Genomic DNA, 20190 nt, shown 5'->3' on the forward strand with positions numbered 1-20190 from the left:
AGAAATTGATCTATTTTTTTTTAAATATAAGAAATGTTAAATGAAATCGAGGGTCATTAAATACACGACGAACGCTGTAAATCCAGTGTAAACCAACCCTATAAACACGGCAATTCCCAGTCTTTTGTGAGACACCGAAAATTTTCCGGGCAGTGTTTTTTTAAATTTCCGACGGGACTTTATCATCAGAAAAGTCCATAAAATATAGGTGAGCACTGCACCGGTAATGTGAGCGGCGAGAAGGGTTTTAAAAACCGGATTATCGGCATGGGAACTGTCTTTGAACATGCTTCCCGAGCCACCCGAAAAACGGATGAGCAACTCCAAAACCAGAACCGCCGCGATGCAGAATATATATACAAGCGTTTGTATTTTTTTATGGGTTTTATAATCTTTCTCTCTTGCTTTTTTAATGGCGTAATAACTAAAAGCCGGCGCAAGAAGCGTTATGACCAAAACGCCCGTCATAATGAAAACGGTTAAACTCATGAATATTTATTTAATGCTGCAAAAATGCAACTAAGAAACAAGGAATTCAAATTTATTAGACGAACCGGCAGTTTTTCGGGACGAATTTTTTGTTAATACGGAAAAAAAATGATGTAATTTGCATCATCGTGAATCAACTGAATATCCTTAAAAAATCTTTACCTCCCGTTCTCGCGTGGCTTTCACTGGCAATTATTTTGTTGGTGCTGATTCCGCTGGCGTATCCCGTAAAATTACCGCTGGAATATCATTTTTATCACTTCATCTTATTTTGGATTCTTTTTGGGGTTTATTATCTGAATGTGAATTTCCTTATTCCTGTAATTCACCAAAGATACGGATTCGTTGCTTATGTCGGGAGTACCATTATCATTGGCGTTATGGTGATTTCCTTCATGGATGCCATCTAAAGTCTGCTCCACATCCGCCAATTAATTCATCAGAGATTAAATCCGAACGAACCCTACGTTCGAAAAAGGAATATTTTTATTTATTTCTATATCATTATTTTATTAGCCTCTGTTTTACTGTCCGGAATAATTTTGCAGTTGGTGAGAAAATGGAACCGGGAAGAGAAAAATAACAGTATTCTTCGGGAAGAAAAGGCTAAAGCAGAATTAATGACTTTAAAAGCCCAGATTCATCCGCACTTCTTCTTTAATACCCTCAATACGATTTATGCCCTCTCCCATTCCGATGTCCCGCAATCTCAGGAAGCTTTGCTGAAACTTTCAAAAATGATGCGTTTCGCAATGAATGAAGAAAACCGCGAAAAGGTAAAACTGCAGGAAGAGATGGAGTTTATTAAAAATTATCTCGATTTAATGAAGCACCGCTTGCCAACTAACGTAGGTTTTAAAGCTGATATTTTAGACGTAAAATCCGATATAGAAATCGTTCCCATGATTTTACTGACCTTTATCGAAAACTGTTTCAAACATGGAATTACGACGGAAAAACCATGCGGAATCAGCATTGAAACGCAACTGAAAGGCACTACATTTACGCTGAAAACGCAGAATGATATTTTTGAAAACAAGGCAAACGCTCTTGATTCTTCAGAAATTGGAATCGACAATACCGTCAGGCGTTTAGATATCTTATATCCGCAAAATTACACCTACCGATCCCACAAAGAAAACGGAACCTATTATTGTGAACTGCAAATCAATCTGAAATGAAAATACGCTGTGTTGCCTTGGATGATGAACCTTTAGCACTGAAACTGCTTTCAGAATTCCTTTCAAAAATCGAGTTCTTACAGCTGGAAGCCTCATTTTCTTCCACGCCGGACGCTTTGAAATACATTTCTGAAAAAGAGATTGACTGTATTTTTCTGGATATTGAAATGCCCGGTTTAAACGGAATCGACCTGAGTAAAATCTTAAATAATTTTACAAAAAAACCCGAAATCGTTTTCGTAAGCGCTTATGGGAAATATGCAGTCGACGGCTTTAAACCGGATGGAGCCGATTTTCTGCTGAAGCCTTACAGTTTTGAAGAATTAAAAGACGCCGCCCAAAAAGTGCTGAATTCCATTGAATTCAAAAACACCAAAACGACCGATGATTCTTTCTTTATTAAAATTGATGCGCAACAGGTCAAACTGATCTCATCTGAGATTCTGTATATCGAAAGCATGCGGGATTATGTGAAAATCTACACCAAAAACCGAGATGTCCCGTATATTCCTTTGATGACTTTAAAAAAAATTAAAACCGTTTTAAACGGGAAATATTTTCTGCAGATCAACCGCTCCCAAATCATCAACATTTCAAAAATAAGTGCTTACGGAAAAAACAGCCTGACCGTGACAGGAAAAAAATTTGCAGTAACCGGGAAATTTCAGAAGGAATTTGAGAGGCGTAAACTGACTTTTGTATAATACATTTGGCATTCAACGCCGCGTCTTTACTGCTCACCACAATGAAGTCCACCAGAATCGTCACCATAACGAATTCTGAAATAGAGATCCGGTCTTTTATCCCCAGCAGGATACTGATTTATAAAAACCTTTTAAAACGCTGTCATAAAATAGTTTTCCGACCTTGATTTGGACTTCATTGCGGAGGTATAAAAATTAAAACATACCGATTTTAAATTGGAAGTTTTTTTGGAAATCTATAAATCAGCCCTTTACCTTCGTTTTTGCTCCACCAATCTAAGAACGCTGAATAAAATCCATGGAACGACGATTAATTTTTCAGTTTTTAAAATTGTTTAGAAATTAAATGTTGTATATTTGCACCATAATAACGCGGGGTAGAGCAGTAGGTAGCTCGTCGGGCTCATAACCCGGAGGTCGCACGTTCGAGTCGTGTCTCCGCTACTAAACAAAGAGAATCAAAAAATTGGTTCTCTTTTTTTGTGTGTTCTTTTTGTTTTATGTTTGAATGATCAATGCTGCGTGATTTTTCAGCCATTTTAACAAATCATTTTTTCCTTTTCAGATGATCCAAAATTTTTGCTTAGTCCCAAGTTTTGATGCCGATCCTCCTTTTTAAATTTTCAGATTATCCAAATTTTCGGAATCCGGCTCGGAAAGAAATTTCCATAAAAAAATCCCTATAAGTATAAACTTATAGGGATTTGTGCGGAGAACTAGGAACCGTCACATGCTCTTTAAATATCTCTATTCATACGCCTTTTCAAAGATTACTTCTCAGCTACTCACCTAATTGCTCACCTTGAAAAATGTTGGTTTTGATTGGTATATTTATCAAAGTTACTTCTTTTTTCACACTTACAAAAACATCATTCTTAAATGTATTACTCTCTTTCCAAAAAAATTTAAAGTTCAATGCAACCTAGGAGTAATTAACAAAACAACTAATTTTAATTGAATAATCGGCTTCAACTTGCAGATCACAGGATTTTATTTTTAGAAACCAATAAAAGTGCAATAAACAGCTCTTTAATATCTAAATTGTAAAAATTTCCAAATTAAATTTAAAAAGTGCATTAAATAACACTTATGATTTAATTATTAAAATAATGATGTATATCTATACTTCAAGTGCAATATATGACACTAAGTTAAAACGTAGAAAAATTTTAGATGTAACGCAGGAAACACTTGCGGAAATTTCTGGTGTCGGACTTCGTACCTTGAAACAATTGGAAAGCGGAAAAGGAAATCCAACGCTAGAAACATTGCAAAAAATTTGCGATGCTTTAGGTTTGGAAATTAAATTAGAAATTAAAAACATTAAATAATGTTTGTACCTGCCTCAAAAGTAGAAGGACCAAAACTTTTCATATTGATTCTTTTCAATTATTTATTTTCAAATGGAGATGCTCATCTAAAAAACTTTTCTCTAATAGAAACAGAACAAGGTGATTTTAAATTAAGTCCGGCTTATGATCTACTCAACACTAAGATTCATATTGAAGATGCTGATTTTGCTTTAAGCGACGGTCTTTTACCGAAATCCATTGCCAAAGGAAAAATAAAAGAGCAGTTTATTTTGTTGGGTCAAAAAGCTGAAATACCAGAAAAAAGAATAGCCAAAAATTTAACTTCTCACGAGAAGGAAGTAATTCAATTGACTAACCGTTCTTATCTCGGTGACCAACTTAAAAGAAATTTTATACAGCTTTATCAGACAAAATTAAAGAAAGTCTCTTGAAGAGAATCAATCAGATGATTTTTATTAAATAGTAATTCTTTACATTATAGCAATTTCTTAAAAATAATAACATCTACCTTTATTGTAAGCTGTTCCAAATATCAATTGAACTTTTTGAAAGTATCATGTTCTGAGAAAATCATCTTCTGGACTGTCTTTTTCTAAATCATCATATTCTTTGCTTTCACTATCAAATCCAAAAAAGTTTAATCAATTTATCTGCATATCCAGAAACGTTTTTATGTTTCAGTGCTTTACAGGTTTAAGATATTCGGATGTAGAAAATTTAAAACGGAGCGACATAAAAGACAATTTTATTGAGATAATAACGGTAAAAACTTCTGACAGTCTTATCATTGAACTTAATGATCACAGCAAAGCAATATTGCAGAAATATAAAGATGAAGTTTACGAAAAATCTAAAGCATTGCCGGTAATAAGTTTAATCTGATATAATCATTCGTAAAAACAACTAAAAAGGTCCATTTATCATTCAACATTTTAAATAACAAAAAACTAATTAAAATTTCATCTTCTGAATTCTCACCGCATTCAAAATAGCCAAAAGAGCCACACCAACATCCGCGAAAACCGCTTCCCACATTGTTGCCAAACCTCCTGCTCCTAAAACTAAAACAACGGCTTTCACGGCAAATGCCAGAATGATATTTTGCCAAACGATTTTTTTTGTCTGCTTTCCAATATTTATGGCCATTGCAATTTTACTCGGCTTATCATCCTGAATTACAACGTCCGCGGTTTCAATAGTAGCATCGCTTCCCAATCCACCCATTGCAATTCCTACGTCTGAAAGTGCGACGACCGGAGCGTCATTTACGCCATCGCCCACAAATGCTACACTCTCGCCTTTGCTTTTAATTGCTTTCAATTTTTCTACCTTATCTTCGGGCAGTAGATCTCCGAAAGCCGTATCAATCCCTAATTCTTTTGCAACAAGTTCTACGACGTTGGTTTTGTCACCGCTTAACATCGTTACTTTCACATTAAGATTATGCAGTTTAGTAACCGCCTCTTGCGCATCTTCTTTTATCGAATCTGCGATGGTCAAATAGCCGGCAAATTTATTATCATACGCAATTGCGATGGTAGTATAAACAATTGAACTTGGGTCTAAATCATATTTAATAGAAAATTTGTCTAATAATTTGAAATTACCGACTAATAATTCTTTTCCGTTTACGTTTGCTTTTAAACCGTGACCTGAAATTTCTTCTACATTCTCCAATGCTATTTTTGAATCCAATTCTCCAACAAAATTATGAATCGCAGTTGCTACCGGATGTGTACTTTGACTTTCCAATTTGTTGACCATCGCCAAAATTGTTTTTTCATCAAAATCTGGATGAATAATAACTTCCTGAACTTTGAAAACACCTTCCGTCATTGTGCCTGTTTTATCTATCACAACATTCTTTATAGTAGCAATAACGTCTAAAAAGTTGCTGCCTTTAAACAAAATACCGTTTTTACTTGCAGCGCCAATTCCTCCGAAATATCCTAGTGGAATACTAATTACCAATGCACAAGGACAACTTATTACCAAGAAAACCAGTGCTCTATAAAGCCATTTGCTGAAAGTATAATCCTGTACGAAAAACATTGGAACTATGGTAATGAGAACAGCCAATAGTACGACGATTGGTGTGTAGATTTTTGCAAATTTTCTTATAAATAATTCTGTGGGTGCTTTCTGTGAAGTTGCATTTTGTACCAATTCTAATATTTTAGAAAGTTTACTATCCTTATATGCGGTAGTTACTTTCACTTCTACTACGGTATTTAGATTTATCATTCCTGCTAAAACAGTTTCACCTTTAGTTTTAGAATCTGGTTTGCTTTCTCCTGTGAGCGCCGCTGTATTAAATGAACCTTTTTCTGAAATCAATTCTCCATCTAAACCTAATTTTTCGCCAGATTTTAGTTGGATAATATCTCCGATTTCTACAGATTCTGCCTTCACAGTTGTTGCTTGGTTATCTTTTAAAACGGTAACTTCATCTGGTCTTTGGTCTAATAGTGTTTTTATATTAGTTTTTGCTCTCTGTACTGCAAGTGTTTGAAAAACTTCACCCACAGCATAGAAAAGCATCACTGCTACACCTTCAGGAAATTCTCCAATGGCGAACGCACCAATCGTAGCGATACTCATCAAAAAAAATTCTGAAAAGAAATCACTTTTTCTTATACTATCAAACGCATCTCTTAAAACTGGTAATCCCACGGGAATATACGCTGCAACATACCAGGCAATCCTTACCCATCCATTAAACCAATTTTGGGTAATCCAATTATCTAAAGCAATAGCAATTATTAATAATGTGAATGATATAATGGCGGGCAAAAACATTTGTAACGTTGTTTTGTCCGTATTATCGTGATTATGTCCAGCATCGTGGGAATGCTCTCCGGCATGTTTTTCCGTTCCAATATCCCTTAAGTTTAATTTCTTTTTTGCCATTTTTTATATTTTAATTTTTGAATATATCGTTTGTATCTTATTATAATAATTTATCAAGTTTAATTTTTGAACCTAAAAATTTTAAATTAAAATTCATTTTTTGAACTTTACGATTATGCTTATTTTTTTAATCTTAATTAATTTAAACTACCATTCCTACCAGTAGAAATATTAAAAATCCTACAAAAAACATACTCGTCTGCAAAAGTGTTTCTTTTTCTTCGTGCGCTTCTTTCAATAATTCTTCAGTTACCAAAAATAATAAAGCAGCGAGACCGAAAGACAGCACCAATTCCAGCCATTCCTGTGATAATCCTGCTAATAATGTAATTCCTAAAACGGCTCCGACAAAGAAGCAGGCACCCAAAACTAATAAAATAGTCAGGCTTTTTTGTTTTGAAAAATTTAAATCCATACAAGCCAAAACTACTGCTAATCCCAGAGAAAAAATTTCGAGAGCCAAAGCGATGGAAAGCAGAATTCCTTCGGTGCTTCCAGCCGCAAAACCAACGCCGAGAAGCACGCCATCTATTAGTAAATCGATGGCCAATGCCACCAGAAGTCCCATCGGCAAAGAATTTTTTACTGCCGATTTTTCAGCGTTTTTTTGAAATTTTTCTGAAAAATATTTTACAGCCAACATCGTCGCGATGCCCAGTCCGAAACCAATTCCCACTTCAATAGGCCTGTGATTTTTAATAATATCCGGCAGAAGTTCCACTGCAACAACTGAAAAAACCACTCCGCCCGCAAAATGCAACACAGAACTCCGAAAACCCGCGTTTGGTTTTTTAAATAATCCGGTAATCCCGCCCAATAAAATGGAAACAACTGGAATTAAGGCGTATAAATAAATTGAAATCATAAAAATATTTTGATGCTAGTTTTGGCAACTTTTTATGGAAACAAATGGTTTGTAAATAGGTTTTAAGGTTTTAAAATTATCCCAAGATTACTCCTCTTCCTCCATATTATTCATTTTAGAAAGCAGGTCATATGCCCCTTTTAAAACTACTTTATCGGATTCATTAAATTTTGCAGGCAAAGTAACCGCAGTAAAACCATTTTCGCTTACACCGGTTTGCACTTCTACCTTCCTAAAGATATATTGTTTTTCTTTTTCATTCCCATCTTTATCTTTAGTTTTTTCTAAAGTTTTTTCTAAAATAAAAATAAAATTCTTACCTCCGGAACCTACAATTGCCGCATCTGGCAATGCTGGTGTTTCCACAGATCCAAGTTCTATGATAGCATTTACAAACATTCCCGGCAACAGATTTTGAGATACATTCTGAATTCTTGCCAAAACATCTACAGTTCTGTCTCCGTGTATATCTTTCCCTATCAGATAAACTTTAGCAGTTTTTTCCTCGGCGTCACCAGTAGCCTGAAATCGAATAATTTGACCAACTTTTATTTTTGCAACATCTTTTTCAAAAACCTGCACTTTTACCATCATATTACCTGTATTTGCAATATCTGCGACAACCTCATTAGTTCCAACATATTTTCCAATATTGGTATATACTTTTGTTACGTATCCGCTTTGTGGTGCATAAATGTTGGCGCGCGAAGATATGTTACCTCTTGCAACAGAAGCAGGATTGATGTTCGCAACCTGAAGTCTTGCCCGTAATCCGGCAACTCGTGCAGACATACTATTATACTCACTTTGCGCCCGCTGTAAAGATTTTCTGGCTGCAATATTTTCTTTTACCAGTTCTTTTTGGCGTGTAAGATCCTGTCTTAAATAAGACATCTGACTATTGCTTTCCATGTAATCCTGCTGTATCTGTAGAAATTCAGGATTTTCTATCGTTGCCACCACGGTTCCTTTTCCAATATATTTTCCTTCGATTACGTTCATGGATTTTACATGACCTCCAAAAGAAGAGGTGATACTGGTCAGATTTTGCGGTGGAACTTCAATAGCTCCAGAGGCTTTGATATAATTGGAAAGATTAGTATTGGTTATATTTCCCAATTCCATTCCCACACTTTTGTACTGCGCTTCACTAAATTCTACGCTGTTTGCATCGTGCGGAACTTCTACATTTGCCGTGACTGCTGTTTCTTCCTTTTTATCGGAATTACAGGCTGACAACATAAAACTTAAGACGATGATATATAAATATTTTGATTTACTCATGATTTTGGAACTTTAATTATTTATTATAAACCAGAAATTAATTCCAGTTCGATGGCTGTTTGATTATATTGATTTAAACTTTCGATGTATTGTTTTTGGACTTCCACGGCGTTGTTTATGGATTGACTAACCTGGTAATAATCCATTTCTCCAACCTCAAAGGCACGCTGTGATTTTGTAATAAGCAACTTTGCCTGTGGCAATGCTGTTTCCCTATAAAAATTGATCTGGATTTGCAACCGTTTTAGGTCCGAAAGCAGTGTAGAACCCCGTTGAGAAAGACTGAAAGAAAATGCATCTACTTTTGCTTCCTGTATTTGCTGGTTAATTTCTGCGGCTTTGATTTTTGCTTTTTGCGCTTTTGCAAAAATGGGTATGCTAATTCCCAATTCTACACCCTGAAATCTTTTTCCTACTCCGTAAAACTTCGAAACTCCATTTTTCTCGAAATTACCTACCAACGATTGGTTAAAATAACCGACGCTAAAATCGGGAAGTAACCTGCTTTTTTCAACTCTGATTTCTTCTTTAGCGACTTCTATCTGGCTTTTCAAAGCAAGCAAGTCTGGATTATTATTAAAAATTGCGCTCTGTGGTGATACATCTAAAAACTTTTCGATAAGCGTTGTTTCCATAATATCTTCGATGGTTTGATTTCCGGTATACCTTTTCAATTGCTCCAGATGAATTTTTATATATTCTTCCGTCTGCAATTTTTGAGAAATCGCTTCCTGCAATCTGGTATTGGCATTGTATTTTTCTAAAATATTTGTTTCACCTGTCTGAAATCTTATATCTGCGGCACGAAGTATTTTTTCATAAAGGGCGATTAATTCCTCATTTAATGTTCTTTGCTCTTTTCTGTAGAGTAAACTATAATAAATACTTTTTACCTGATAGGTTATCTGATTTTTATAAATTCCTGCCTGCATTTTGGATGCGTTTATATTGGCATCTGCAAGTTCTGTCAGTCTTTTCAAATAAACCGGATTCGGAATATTTTGGCTTATGGTAATATTGTTATCATAAGCAATAAGACTATTATATTGTCCAAAAGTGAGATTGATATTTGTTTTTCCGTAATCTCTCACAGAACCTTTTAATGCAGACTGGTATTCCTCTCCTAATTTTGCAACCCTTGTGTTTGGATTGGAATTCAGGGAAGCAGAAATTGCCGAATTCAAATCTATGGTCCCTACAGAGGAAGATGGATTTGTCGTAATCTGACCTTTAACTCCATTATTAAAACCTGAAAGTAAAAACAAAATAATAATCGTTGCTGATCCTGCAATTTTTGTCTTTTTCAACTTACGTCGGGAAGGTTTTATATTCTCCACATAAGAGTAAAGTACCGGCAAAAGTACAAGTGTAAGAAATGTTGCGGTGAACAAACCACCTATAACAACTGTTGCTAATGGTTTTTGTACTTCTCCTCCTGCTCCGGTTGCCAATGCCATAGGTAAAAATCCTAATGATGCAACGGTAGCAGTCATTAAAACCGGTCTTAATCTTATAGCAGTACCTGCGAGAATTCTTTGCTTAATATCTTTCATTCCTTGTTTTTTAAGTTGATTAAACTCTGTTATTAATACGATTCCATTTAAAACAGCCACACCGAACAGAGCAATAAAGCCTACACCAGCCGAAATACTAAAAGGTAAACCTCTTAACCAAAGGGCAAATATTCCACCTATGGCAGACATCGGGATTGCGGTGAAAATTAGTAGTGAGTATTTTAAGGAACCAAACGCAAAATATAGCAGCAAAAGAATTAATCCCAATGCAATCGGCACGGCTATAGACAGTCTTTTGTTGGCTTCTTCCAAATTTTTAAATTGGCCACCATAAGTTATAAAATAGCCTGTCGGCATTTTTACTTTTTCGTCAATTTTTGCCTGAACGTCTTTTACTACAGAGGCAATATCTCTACCCCGAACATTAAAGCCAACAATAATTCTTCTTTTGGCATCTTCACGCTGTATTTGGTTAGGTGCCAATTGATAACTTACTTCTGCAACCTGCTCCAACGGAACCTGGTTTCCATTACTGGCAGTAACAAAGAGCCTTTTTACATCTTCAATACTTTGGCGTTCTCCTTGTTCTAACCGAACTACCAGATCAAAACGTTTTTCTCCTTCGAATACCGTTCCGGCAACACCACCAGCAAATGCAGTGTTAATAGCGTTATTTATTTCTTCAACATTTAACCCATATCGCGCGATATTATCCCGGTTCAATTTGATTGAAATTTGCGGTAGACCACTCACCTGTTCTATATATAAATCTTCTGCACCATCTATTGAGGGAATTAATCCACCTATTTTCTTCGCTAAATCTGAAAGCGTTTCTAAATCATCGCCAAAAATTTTGATACCTACATCCTGTCGTACACCAGAAATTAATTCGTTGGTCCGTAATTGTATAGGTTGCGAAAAACCGAACGTAACTCCCGGAACCTGTTCTAAAGTTTTCTGCATTTTCTCCGCTAATTCTTCCCGGGTATCTGCACTCGTCCAGTCTTTTTTAGGTTTTAATAATATCGTTATATCTGTGGCTTCTATCGGCATTGGATCTGTAGGAATCTCGGATGCTCCAATCTTGCCCACAACTTCCTTCACTTCCGGATAAGTTTTCATTAATAAACTTGATGCCTGCTCTATTTTTTCAACGGTCTGCTCCAGCGAACTTCCTACCAATAATCTTGTTTCTACAGCAAAATCTCCTTCCTCCAGCGTTGGTAGAAATTCACCTCCAAGAGAACTGAAGATAACTGCTGACAATCCGAGAAGCGCAATTGCAACAATCAAGACAGTTTTTTTAAATCGCAGTGCACCATTAATCAACGGATCATAAACGCGCTGAAATTTTTCCATCATTTTATCAGAAAAGTTCTTTTTATGACTAATATTTTTACTCAATAGAAGTGAACTGATCATCGGTACATAAGTAAGCGAAAGAATTAATGCTCCAAATATTGCAAAAGAAACCGTTTGTGCCATCGGGCGAAACATTTTGCCTTCAATTCCTACCAAAGCCAATATTGGTAAATAGACAATTAAAATAATAAGTTGACCAAACGCAGCGGAGTTCATCATTTTTTTTGCAGAACCGGAAACCTGAATATCCATTTCTGCCTGCGAAATTTTTCCTGTTTTCAACTTCCTCATGTGGTGCATGGTTGCTTCCACGATAATTACAGCACCATCCACAATAAGTCCAAAATCGATCGCCCCAAGACTCATCAAGTTTCCAGATACGCCAAAAACTTTCATCAATGCTACGGCAAATAGCATTGCTAAAGGTATAACCGAAGCCACAATTAAGCCTGAACGAATATTCCCGAGAAAAAGAACTAAAACCAATATTACAATTAACGCCCCTTCTATTAAGTTTTTTTGCACAGTACTCATGGCTCTGTCTACAAATTCACTTCTGTCCAGAAAGGGTTCTATCTCTACTCCGTCAGGTAAAGTTTTCCGTATTTGGTCTATTTTATCTTTTACTCGTCCAACTACTTCAGAAGCATTATTATCTTTTAATAGCATTACAATTCCGCCGACCGCTTCTTTGTCATTTCTGGTAAGTGCACCGTATCGGGTAGCAGTCCCAAACTGAACTTTTGCAACATCTCTGATGGTAATAGGCAGACCACTCTCCGAATTTTTAACTACAATCCTTTCAATATCTCCAAGACTTGTGATCAAGCCCTGGCTTCTGATAAAATAGGCATTGGGTTTTTTATCAATATATGAACCACCGGTATTCTGATTATTTTTTTCCAATGCTGTGAAAACATCCGAAATAGATAAATTGTAACTCCGTAATTGATTAATATTTAGTGCAATTTCATACTGTTTCAAAAAACCTCCGAAACTATTTACTTCCGCAATTCCAGGCGTACCCAATAATTGTTTTCGAATAATCCAGTCTTGTATGGTTCGCAGTTTTGTAGCATCGTATTTATCCTCAAAGCCGGGTTTAGCATGAACCGTATATTGGTAAATTTCACCTAAACCAGTAGAAACCGGTGCCATTTCAGGATTACCAAGTCCTGCAGGAATGGAACTTTTTGCTTCAGGAAGCCGTTCAGAGACTTGCTGGCGTGCCCAGTAAATATCTATGTCATCATGAAAAATAATGGTTACAACAGATAAACCAAAGCGGGAAATAGATCGCACTTCCTGAATTTCAGGAATAGTAGACATTGTCTGTTCTATAGGATAAGAAATAAACTGTTCTATTTCCTGTGTTGCCAGTGATGGACTTAATGTTATTACCTGTACCTGATTATTTGTAATATCTGGTACGGCATCTATAGGAAGGGTTCGAAGGGACATGACGCCCCAAATAATGAGCGCAATAGTGAAAATTCCGATCACCAATTTATTATTGATGGAGAATTCAATGATTTTATTTAGCATTGATAAAGAAAATTAGATTAAAGTAAAATTTAGATAATAAAAAGTACGCGTTCGCAGAAAAGCAAAACCGTAAATTTTATTTAATAATACTAACCTAATTGAGGCGGTTGCCAAATACTGCCGAAATAGTTGGAGTATGGGTTTGGAATATGAAAAAATTCTGATGAATAGAATTCGTTTGAAAAATGACCAATAAAGTTTGCAGGAATTTGTTGATATACTACAACATTCCTACCACAGCAACTGCACATACAAAAAGACGAACAAAAATCGTCTTTATGTTTTTGTGAATGTTCGTTCTGTACTTTTTCAATTTTAGTAGTAACCACCTCAAAAGTGCTTTGTTCATTATCCGAACAAGGCATACAAAATAGCACGGCTAAATAAATTGTTAATATATAATTGAAAATCTTCACCTTTGCAAAGTTAAATAAAAAATTGCTACCGGAAATTATATTATTCTTGATTTTTCGACAATCCGAAAAAGAGTAAATCTTTCAATAAATTCTAAAAAATTACCTGATATTATTTCATCTTCTATAATTAAATCTGTTCTTTTACAATCTTGAAGAAAATAATTTCGATATCATTTCTACTTATTTTTGTGTGTGCCAATACAGAATTGGGTGAAATGTTGAAATTTCCAAACTTGATACAGCATTTTGTAAAGCATAGTACGAATAAGACAGAACACTCTCTTTCATTTTTAGGTTTTGTGAAAAATCATTATGATAGTGAGAAATCGCATTCGGATTCTGACCAACACATTTTCCGGTAAGTGGAATCACGGCAAGTTCAAATATTAAAATTGACGGTAATTACTACTCGGTAAGTCCTTTGGCTCTGCGTGAAAAAGCAGAAATCTTCTGGCTGAATAAGCGCGAGTACTGCGTTATAAAAAATCCGGTTTTCGGCAATGTTGTCATGATCGAAGTTGGGGCAACAATGGTTGGAAGTATGATTCAAACTTATCAAGGTACGAATGTAAAAAAAGGGGAAGAAAAAGGTTATTTTAAATTTGGAGGTTCGACAGTTGTCCTGTTATTTGAGAAAAACAAAATTAAAATTGATCATGATTTATTAGTTAATACCTCGAAAGGTCTTGAAACGACCATAAAAATGGGTGAAAGTATTGGAGAAAAATTTTAAAAAACTACATTTATTTGAAGTATAAAAAATATACCTCTAATTTTAGTTTTCAGACTATTGATATTAATCGTAATATTGCAATAAACAAAACATAATGGGAAGTTCAAAAACAGAAAAATTTACGGAAGAGCAAAATAAAATTGCATTATTTGCGAAAGTATTCGGACATCCTGCAAGAGTAGCGATTTTACAACATTTGTTTAAAATTAATTCTTGCATTTGCGGAGATCTGGTAAACGAAATTGGATTGGCCCAACCAACAATTTCGCAACATTTAAAAGAACTAAAAATTTTAGGTTTGATCAAAGGAACCGTGGAAGGAACAAGTGTTTGCTACTGTATTAATAATGAAAATTGGTTAGCAATGAAAACTGTAATCACTGAATTTCTAAACCAAGACTTAACCGAAAACCAAGATTGCTGTTAAAAAAATTTGAACGAATTAATCGTATAATCGCAATAAACAAATAAAGTTATGAAATTATCACAAGTAAAATCAGTATTAAAAGAACTCGAACGTATAGGTTTTCAATTACCAAACGGAGAATTAGTACCAAATCACTTTCACGTTACAGAAGTCGGTAAAATCACAAAACATTTTATCGATTGTGGTGGAACTGAAAGAAAAGAAGAAGTCGTAAATTTCCAACTATGGAATGCAAATGATTACGACCACAGATTGCATCCAGAAAAATTGTTGAACATCATTGAACTTTCGGAAAAAGTTTTAAAAATAGCAGATTTAGAAATCGAAGTAGAATACCAAGCGGATACAATTGGAAAATTCGGACTTGATTTTGACGGGCAACATTTCTTATTGACATCTAAACAAACTGATTGTTTGGCTAAAGACCAATGTGGCATTCACGCTGAAAAACCTAAAAAGATTTTATCTGAAATTCAAACTGCAACTTCTTGTGCACCCGGAAGTGGTTGTTGCTAAAAAAAATCAAAAAAATGAAGACAACAAAGCGAACTCTATTTTTAGAAATACAAAATTTAATCAAAGAATTAAAACCTCATACCATTTCAAGCGAACGTAAAGCAGTTTTACAACCGCTAACTGATTTTATTCAGGCAGAGGTTTCAAAAAATCAAGAAATCCGTATCAACTTTATCTGCACTCACAATTCACGAAGAAGTCATTTATCACAAGTTTGGGCGCAAACAATGGCAAACTACTTCAATATCAGAAACGTATTTTGTTATTCGGGCGGAACAGAAGCAACCGCACTTTTTCCAATGGTTGCAGAAACTTTGCAAAATTCAGGTTTTCAGATAAACACAATTTCTAAAAATGATAATCCTGTTTATTCCATTAAATATGCAGATAACGAGCATCCAATAATTGGATTTTCAAAGAAATTGAATGATGATTTTAACCCAAAATCTGGTTTTTGTGCAGTTCTTACTTGTGATTCTGCAAATGAAGCCTGCCCAATTGTGTTTGGCGCAGAAAAACGAATTCCTATCACTTTTGAAGACCCAAAAGTATTTGACGATACACCACAACAAGCAGAAAAGTACAATGAAAGAAGTCTGCAAATAGCAACTGAAATGTTTTACGTTTTCTCTCAAATAAATTCATAAAAAATGGCTTCAAAAAAATTAAGTTTTCTAAATAGAAATCTAACGCTTTGGATATTTGTCGCAATGGCAATAGGAGTTGGACTTGGGTATTTTATTCCAACATTTCCAAACATCATCAATTCATTTAGTAGCGGAACTACAAATATTCCGATTGCAATCGGTTTGATTTTGATGATGTATCCACCATTGGCAAAAGTCAATTATTCATTATTGCCAAAGGTTTTCAGAAACACAAAAATCCTTTCTATTTCGCTCATTCTTAATTGGATAATTGGTCCCGTTTTAATGTTTGTTTTAGCAATTACATTTTTGCGAGATTATCCCGAATATATGGTTGGTCTTATTTTAATTGGTTTGGCTCGTTGCATAGCAATGGTCTTGGTTTGGAACGACCTTGCAGAAGGAAGTAGCGAATATGGAGCAGGTTTAGTCGCTTTAAATACTATTTTTCAAGTTTTTGCCTATAGTTTTTATGCCTGGATTTTTATCACAGTTCTACCTCCGTATTTCGGTTTTGATGGTGCAATTGTGGATATTTCAATCGGAACTATTGCAGAAAGTGTCGCCATTTATTTAGGTATTCCGTTTGTAGTGGGAATTTTAAGCAGACTTATTTTAGTAAAAATAAAAGGCGAAGAATGGTATACCAACAAATTCATTCCGACAATTTCGCCCATAACTTTAATTGCGCTTTTATTTACCATTGTAGTAATGTTCTCGCTAAAAGGAGAATTGATTGTGAAAATACCAATGGACGTTGTGATTATAGCAGTTCCTTTGCTTATTTACTTTACGGTAATGTTTATCATTGGATTTTTCGTTACCAAAGCATCAGGAGCAGAATATGATAAAACGACAGCGGTAGCATTTACAGCAGCAGGGAATAATTTTGAGTTTGCGATTGCAGTAGCGATTGCAGTTTTCGGATTGAATTCTGGGCAAGCGTTTGCAGGAGTGATTGGTCCTTTAGTCGAAGTTCCAGCACTGATTTTATTGGTTCGGGTTTCCTTTTGGTTACGGCAAAAATATTTCATAAAAAATAATATTTAGGTCTGCAGGGTTTAGAGAATTGTATCAAAATCATTAGTAGATAAATTTTCTATTTCAGAAAAAGAATAAACCGCTATAAAAGGCCAATTTATAATGAATTAATTGCACAATAACAGCAATCTCAAAGCATTACCATTCACAGATGACAATTGATCATCACCTTCAGGAACTAAAATCTTCTTACGATATGTTAAGTCTCTTGAAAAAAAAAATATGAAAATTTTATTTATTTAAAATATTCCTTTTGATGATTGTTCCCAAATCTTTCTCCGAAAACCATATATCTTCGGGATGAAGATGAAGAACGGGAGCTTGTTGGCATCTATTATTACAATCCATTTTTTCAATTTCGATTATATTTTTCAGATTATATTTCTTTACATAGAAATCTAAAAGTTTCCCCTTTTTCTTCCTACAATTTACGCCATTACACCAATAAATAATGGGCTTGCTGTTGTTAGAATCTTCCATAGTGTTATTGTTTATTGTAATTGATTTTTAGTCATTTAGATTAATTTGTCGGTTGTAATGTATAAGCGCTCTGTTTGCAATTTTTTTTAAGTTCATATTATAACATAATTAATGCCCTCAAAAGTTTTCATAGCGTCTTAATAACAATTTTGCACCCAATTTTTACTTCACCGCAAGGCTTTATATTTTTATAATTGTTTAAGTAATACAAAAACATTAAAAATAAAATCCGTCCCACTTTAAAAAGGAGACGGATTTAAAAATTTTATTGGATATTTTTTATCTAATACATGAAGGTTAAACCCGCTCCAAATCCATATTCACTGTCGTAATTTGTGGAAACTGAAACCCATTTTTGAAGGATATATTTTAAGCCAAAATCAAATTCTTTGTCTGAATTAACGGCAAAATTTCCACGAATTCTGGGTGAAATTGGAATTCCTTCTCGGCCTAATTCCAAACGTACTTTTCCATTATGGTCTATGTTTGCATCGGCCATCACCAAGAATGGAAGAAGGTAGCGAACTCCGGCAATGGCTACATTTTGATTCTGCGGCATTACATTTTGCCCGAACCAGGTTTTTGCCATATCATGATTTTTGTTACTTCTAAAACCGACATAAGGCATCGCCCATTGGTATTTTCCTAAAAACCGACCCACTTTTACACTTCCTTCGTAATGTGTAAAATCATAATTACTGTGTAATTCATTCACATTCAACCATCTTGCTCCTAACATCGTCATGTTTTCAAAATGAAATTTATTAGATGCTACATCCAACATTGCTGTGGTATTGATCATTCGGTTTTTGCTTAGGAACTTTTGGTATGAAGCTTCTTTATCCGGTAATTGTGGATTGGGTGCTGAATTTTCATAATTGAAAACTCTTCCCATTCCACTCATCATGTGATATAAAATATGACAGTGGAAAAACCAGTCTCCGTCCTGATTTGCGGCAAATTCTATCGTCACAGTTTCCATCGGTGCAATGTCAATTACATTTTTTAAAGGTGCATATTCCCCTTTAGCGTTCACTACGCGGAAATCATGACCGTGAAGATGCATTGGATGTCGCATCATGGAATTATTGTACATGGTAATTCTCACGACCTGACCTTTTTTAATTAAAATTTTATCACTTTCAGCGACCGTTTTATTATCTAAAGTCCACAGATAGTTACGCATATTACCTTCCAAAGTGAATTTCAATTCCTTTACATTATCAGTAGGTAAAATAGTTTTAAAAGGAGATTTCAACATGTTATAATTGAGCCTTTTGATAGTTTTTTCTTCTGAAGATTCCATGGCCATCTTGCTGTGATCCATTTCCATTTTACCATCATCCATTTTCATGTCGAATTTCATCTCCATTTTGCTGTGATCCATTTCCATTTTGCCATCATCCATTTTCATGTCCGATTTCATGTCCATTTTGTTGTGATCCATTTCCATTTTACCATCCTTCATTTTCATGTCAGATTTCATATCCATTTTGCTGTGATCCATTTCCATCTTGCCATCTTCCATCTTCATTTCCGATTTCGTCCCCATCATTTCCATCATGTGCTGCATGGTTTTCATGCGCTGGCTTTCTGACAATTCCGGATACATTACTTCGTTCAAATCCATCATCTGATTACCCATCGTCATGCTCATCGGTTTCATGTCTCCACTCATCAACATCATGTCGTTCATCATTTTCATACCTTCAAACAGCATCAGTTTCGGTAAGTTTGGTGCGTCTACTTTTTCGCCGTCTCCCAAATAAAGTGAGGCATGACCTTGTCGGTCTTCCGAAGTTGCACGAAATTCAAAACTTTTATTTTCGGGAACAGTAACTTCTATATCATAAGATTCGGAAACGCCAACAATGAGACGGTCTACTTCTACCGGTTCTACCTCATTACCATCAGTTCCAATAACGGTAATTTTTCCACCACCATAATTTAGCCAAAAATAAGAGGAAGATGCACCATTTGCTACTCGAAGCCTGACTTTATCTCCGGCTTTTAGATCTTTGTAATTTGAAGAAATCTCACCATTAATAAGGAAATTATTGTAATAAACGTCACTTACATCCATGGCTTCCATTCGCTTCCATTCATTCAAAAGTTTGGTTCCGAAATGTCCTTTTCCAATGGCTTCGGAATAACTTTGAACGGTTCCTTTTTTTATGGCCCAATAATCTCCCCGATCCATGTGCAATCTTCGCATGATCTGTTTCGGATTTTCATCTGTCCATTCACCTAAAAGAACGGGAATATCTGCTGCAAACTTTTTACTTGGCTGACTATCTCTTTTATTAAAAACCAAAATCCCATTCATCCCGATCTGTTCCTGAGTTCCCTCATGAGAATGATACCAATAAGTACCATTTTGAGAAATACGGAATTTGTAAAGATGCGTTTCGCCGGGCTTAACTTCTTTCGTAGTTAAATAAGGAACCCCATCCATTTCATTGGGTAGAATCACACCGTGCCAATGAAGACCTGTATTTTCTTTCAACTGATTGTGCAGGTAAATCTCTGCGGTATCACCTTCTGTAAAATATAAAGTTGGCGCCATTAACTTTCCATTGATGGCAATTGCTCTCGCTGGTTTACCGGTGAAATTTACGAGCGTATCTTTTACATATAAATCGTAGCGCACTGTTTTTCCACCAAAAGAAATTTTACCACTGCCATCTTCTTTTGCAGTCTCTTTTTTCTCCATGTGCATGTTGTGGTCCTGAGAAAATCCCTGGGCCGAAACCGCAATAAACA

16 protein-coding genes, 1 tRNA gene and 2 pseudogenes are annotated in these 20190 nt (G+C 35.2%); 12 read left to right on the forward strand and 7 right to left on the reverse strand.

Going from position 1 to position 20190, the window contains the following annotated elements; all coding sequences use genetic code 11:
• Positions 1–36 precede the first annotated feature (36 nt).
• Positions 37–489, reverse strand: coding sequence for a DUF420 domain-containing protein (locus tag QF004_RS08995; RefSeq protein WP_307425247.1), 453 nt, complete (start codon positions 487–489; stop codon positions 37–39).
• 128 nt (positions 490–617) lie between these two features.
• Here QF004_RS08995 and QF004_RS09000 point away from each other — a divergent pair, with 128 nt between their 5' ends.
• From QF004_RS09000 to QF004_RS09030, 7 genes and pseudogenes are all read left to right on the forward strand, one after another.
• Positions 618–899, forward strand: coding sequence for a hypothetical protein (locus QF004_RS09000; protein ID WP_307425250.1), 282 nt, complete (start codon positions 618–620; stop codon positions 897–899).
• A gap of 141 nt (positions 900–1040) precedes the next feature.
• On the forward strand, positions 1041–1670 hold the full coding sequence (locus QF004_RS09005) for a sensor histidine kinase (RefSeq protein WP_307425253.1): 630 nt from the start codon (positions 1041–1043) through the stop codon (positions 1668–1670).
• Positions 1667–2374 (forward strand): LytTR family DNA-binding domain-containing protein, encoded by a 708-nt coding sequence (locus QF004_RS09010; protein WP_133440731.1) that lies wholly within the window; start codon positions 1667–1669, stop codon positions 2372–2374. Before QF004_RS09005 ends, QF004_RS09010 begins: the two co-directional genes overlap by 4 nt.
• Before the next feature lie 371 nt (positions 2375–2745).
• Positions 2746–2818: transfer RNA gene (locus QF004_RS09015), tRNA-Met, on the forward strand.
• 665 nt (positions 2819–3483) lie between these two features.
• Positions 3484–3705 carry a helix-turn-helix domain-containing protein gene (locus QF004_RS09020; RefSeq protein ID WP_307425257.1) on the forward strand — a complete coding sequence of 74 codons (222 nt, stop codon included), beginning with the start codon at positions 3484–3486 and terminating at the stop codon, positions 3703–3705.
• Positions 3705–4118 (forward strand): HipA domain-containing protein, encoded by a 414-nt coding sequence (locus QF004_RS09025; RefSeq protein WP_307425260.1) that lies wholly within the window; start codon positions 3705–3707, stop codon positions 4116–4118. The genes QF004_RS09020 and QF004_RS09025 overlap by 1 nt, the downstream gene beginning before the upstream one ends.
• A gap of 229 nt (positions 4119–4347) precedes the next feature.
• Positions 4348–4560, forward strand: a pseudogene (locus QF004_RS09030) (site-specific integrase); the annotation flags it as partial.
• A gap of 78 nt (positions 4561–4638) precedes the next feature.
• Here the strand turns inward: QF004_RS09030 and QF004_RS09035 are convergent.
• From QF004_RS09035 to QF004_RS09050, 4 genes are all read right to left on the reverse strand, one after another.
• On the reverse strand, positions 4639–6597 hold the full coding sequence (locus QF004_RS09035; protein WP_307425264.1) for a heavy metal translocating P-type ATPase: 1959 nt from the start codon (positions 6595–6597) through the stop codon (positions 4639–4641).
• Between the two features lie 142 nt (positions 6598–6739).
• Positions 6740–7462, reverse strand: a complete 723-nt coding sequence (locus QF004_RS09040; RefSeq protein ID WP_076387896.1) for a ZIP family metal transporter — start codon at positions 7460–7462, stop codon at positions 6740–6742.
• An 87-nt stretch (positions 7463–7549) separates the two neighbouring features.
• The gene (locus QF004_RS09045) at positions 7550–8746 is read right to left on the reverse strand and encodes an efflux RND transporter periplasmic adaptor subunit (RefSeq protein WP_307425278.1); all 1197 of its coding nucleotides are present in this window, start codon (positions 8744–8746) and stop codon (positions 7550–7552) included.
• Positions 8747–8769: 23 nt separating this feature from the next.
• Positions 8770–13167 (reverse strand): CusA/CzcA family heavy metal efflux RND transporter, encoded by a 4398-nt coding sequence (locus tag QF004_RS09050; protein ID WP_305519734.1) that lies wholly within the window; start codon positions 13165–13167, stop codon positions 8770–8772.
• 777 nt (positions 13168–13944) lie between these two features.
• Here QF004_RS09050 and QF004_RS09055 point away from each other — a divergent pair.
• The 5 genes and pseudogenes from QF004_RS09055 to arsB form a co-directional block, all read left to right on the forward strand.
• A pseudogene (locus QF004_RS09055) lies at positions 13945–14316 on the forward strand (phosphatidylserine decarboxylase); the annotation flags it as partial.
• Positions 14317–14410: 94 nt separating this feature from the next.
• A complete protein-coding gene (locus QF004_RS09060; RefSeq protein ID WP_307425284.1) occupies positions 14411–14743 on the forward strand; it encodes a helix-turn-helix transcriptional regulator in 333 nt (110 codons plus the stop codon).
• Between the two features lie 48 nt (positions 14744–14791).
• The gene (locus QF004_RS09065; protein ID WP_307425287.1) at positions 14792–15259 is read left to right on the forward strand and encodes a DUF6428 family protein; all 468 of its coding nucleotides are present in this window, start codon (positions 14792–14794) and stop codon (positions 15257–15259) included.
• A 14-nt stretch (positions 15260–15273) separates the two neighbouring features.
• A complete protein-coding gene (locus tag QF004_RS09070) occupies positions 15274–15906 on the forward strand; it encodes a protein-tyrosine-phosphatase (protein WP_307425290.1) in 633 nt (210 codons plus the stop codon).
• A 3-nt stretch (positions 15907–15909) separates the two neighbouring features.
• Positions 15910–16956 (forward strand): ACR3 family arsenite efflux transporter, encoded by a 1047-nt coding sequence (gene arsB / locus QF004_RS09075; protein WP_307425292.1) that lies wholly within the window; start codon positions 15910–15912, stop codon positions 16954–16956.
• Between the two features lie 222 nt (positions 16957–17178).
• Here arsB and QF004_RS09080 read toward each other — a convergent pair whose 3' ends face one another.
• A complete protein-coding gene (locus tag QF004_RS09080; protein ID WP_147757017.1) occupies positions 17179–17427 on the reverse strand; it encodes a (2Fe-2S) ferredoxin domain-containing protein in 249 nt (82 codons plus the stop codon).
• A 283-nt stretch (positions 17428–17710) separates the two neighbouring features.
• Positions 17711–20140, reverse strand: coding sequence for a multicopper oxidase domain-containing protein (locus QF004_RS09085; protein WP_373456893.1), 2430 nt, complete (start codon positions 20138–20140; stop codon positions 17711–17713).
• Positions 20141–20190: the final 50 nt, after the last annotated feature.

Source organism: Chryseobacterium sp. MDT2-18 (assembly GCF_030815285.1).
Lineage (GTDB): Bacteria > Bacteroidota > Bacteroidia > Flavobacteriales > Weeksellaceae > Kaistella > Kaistella salivictor.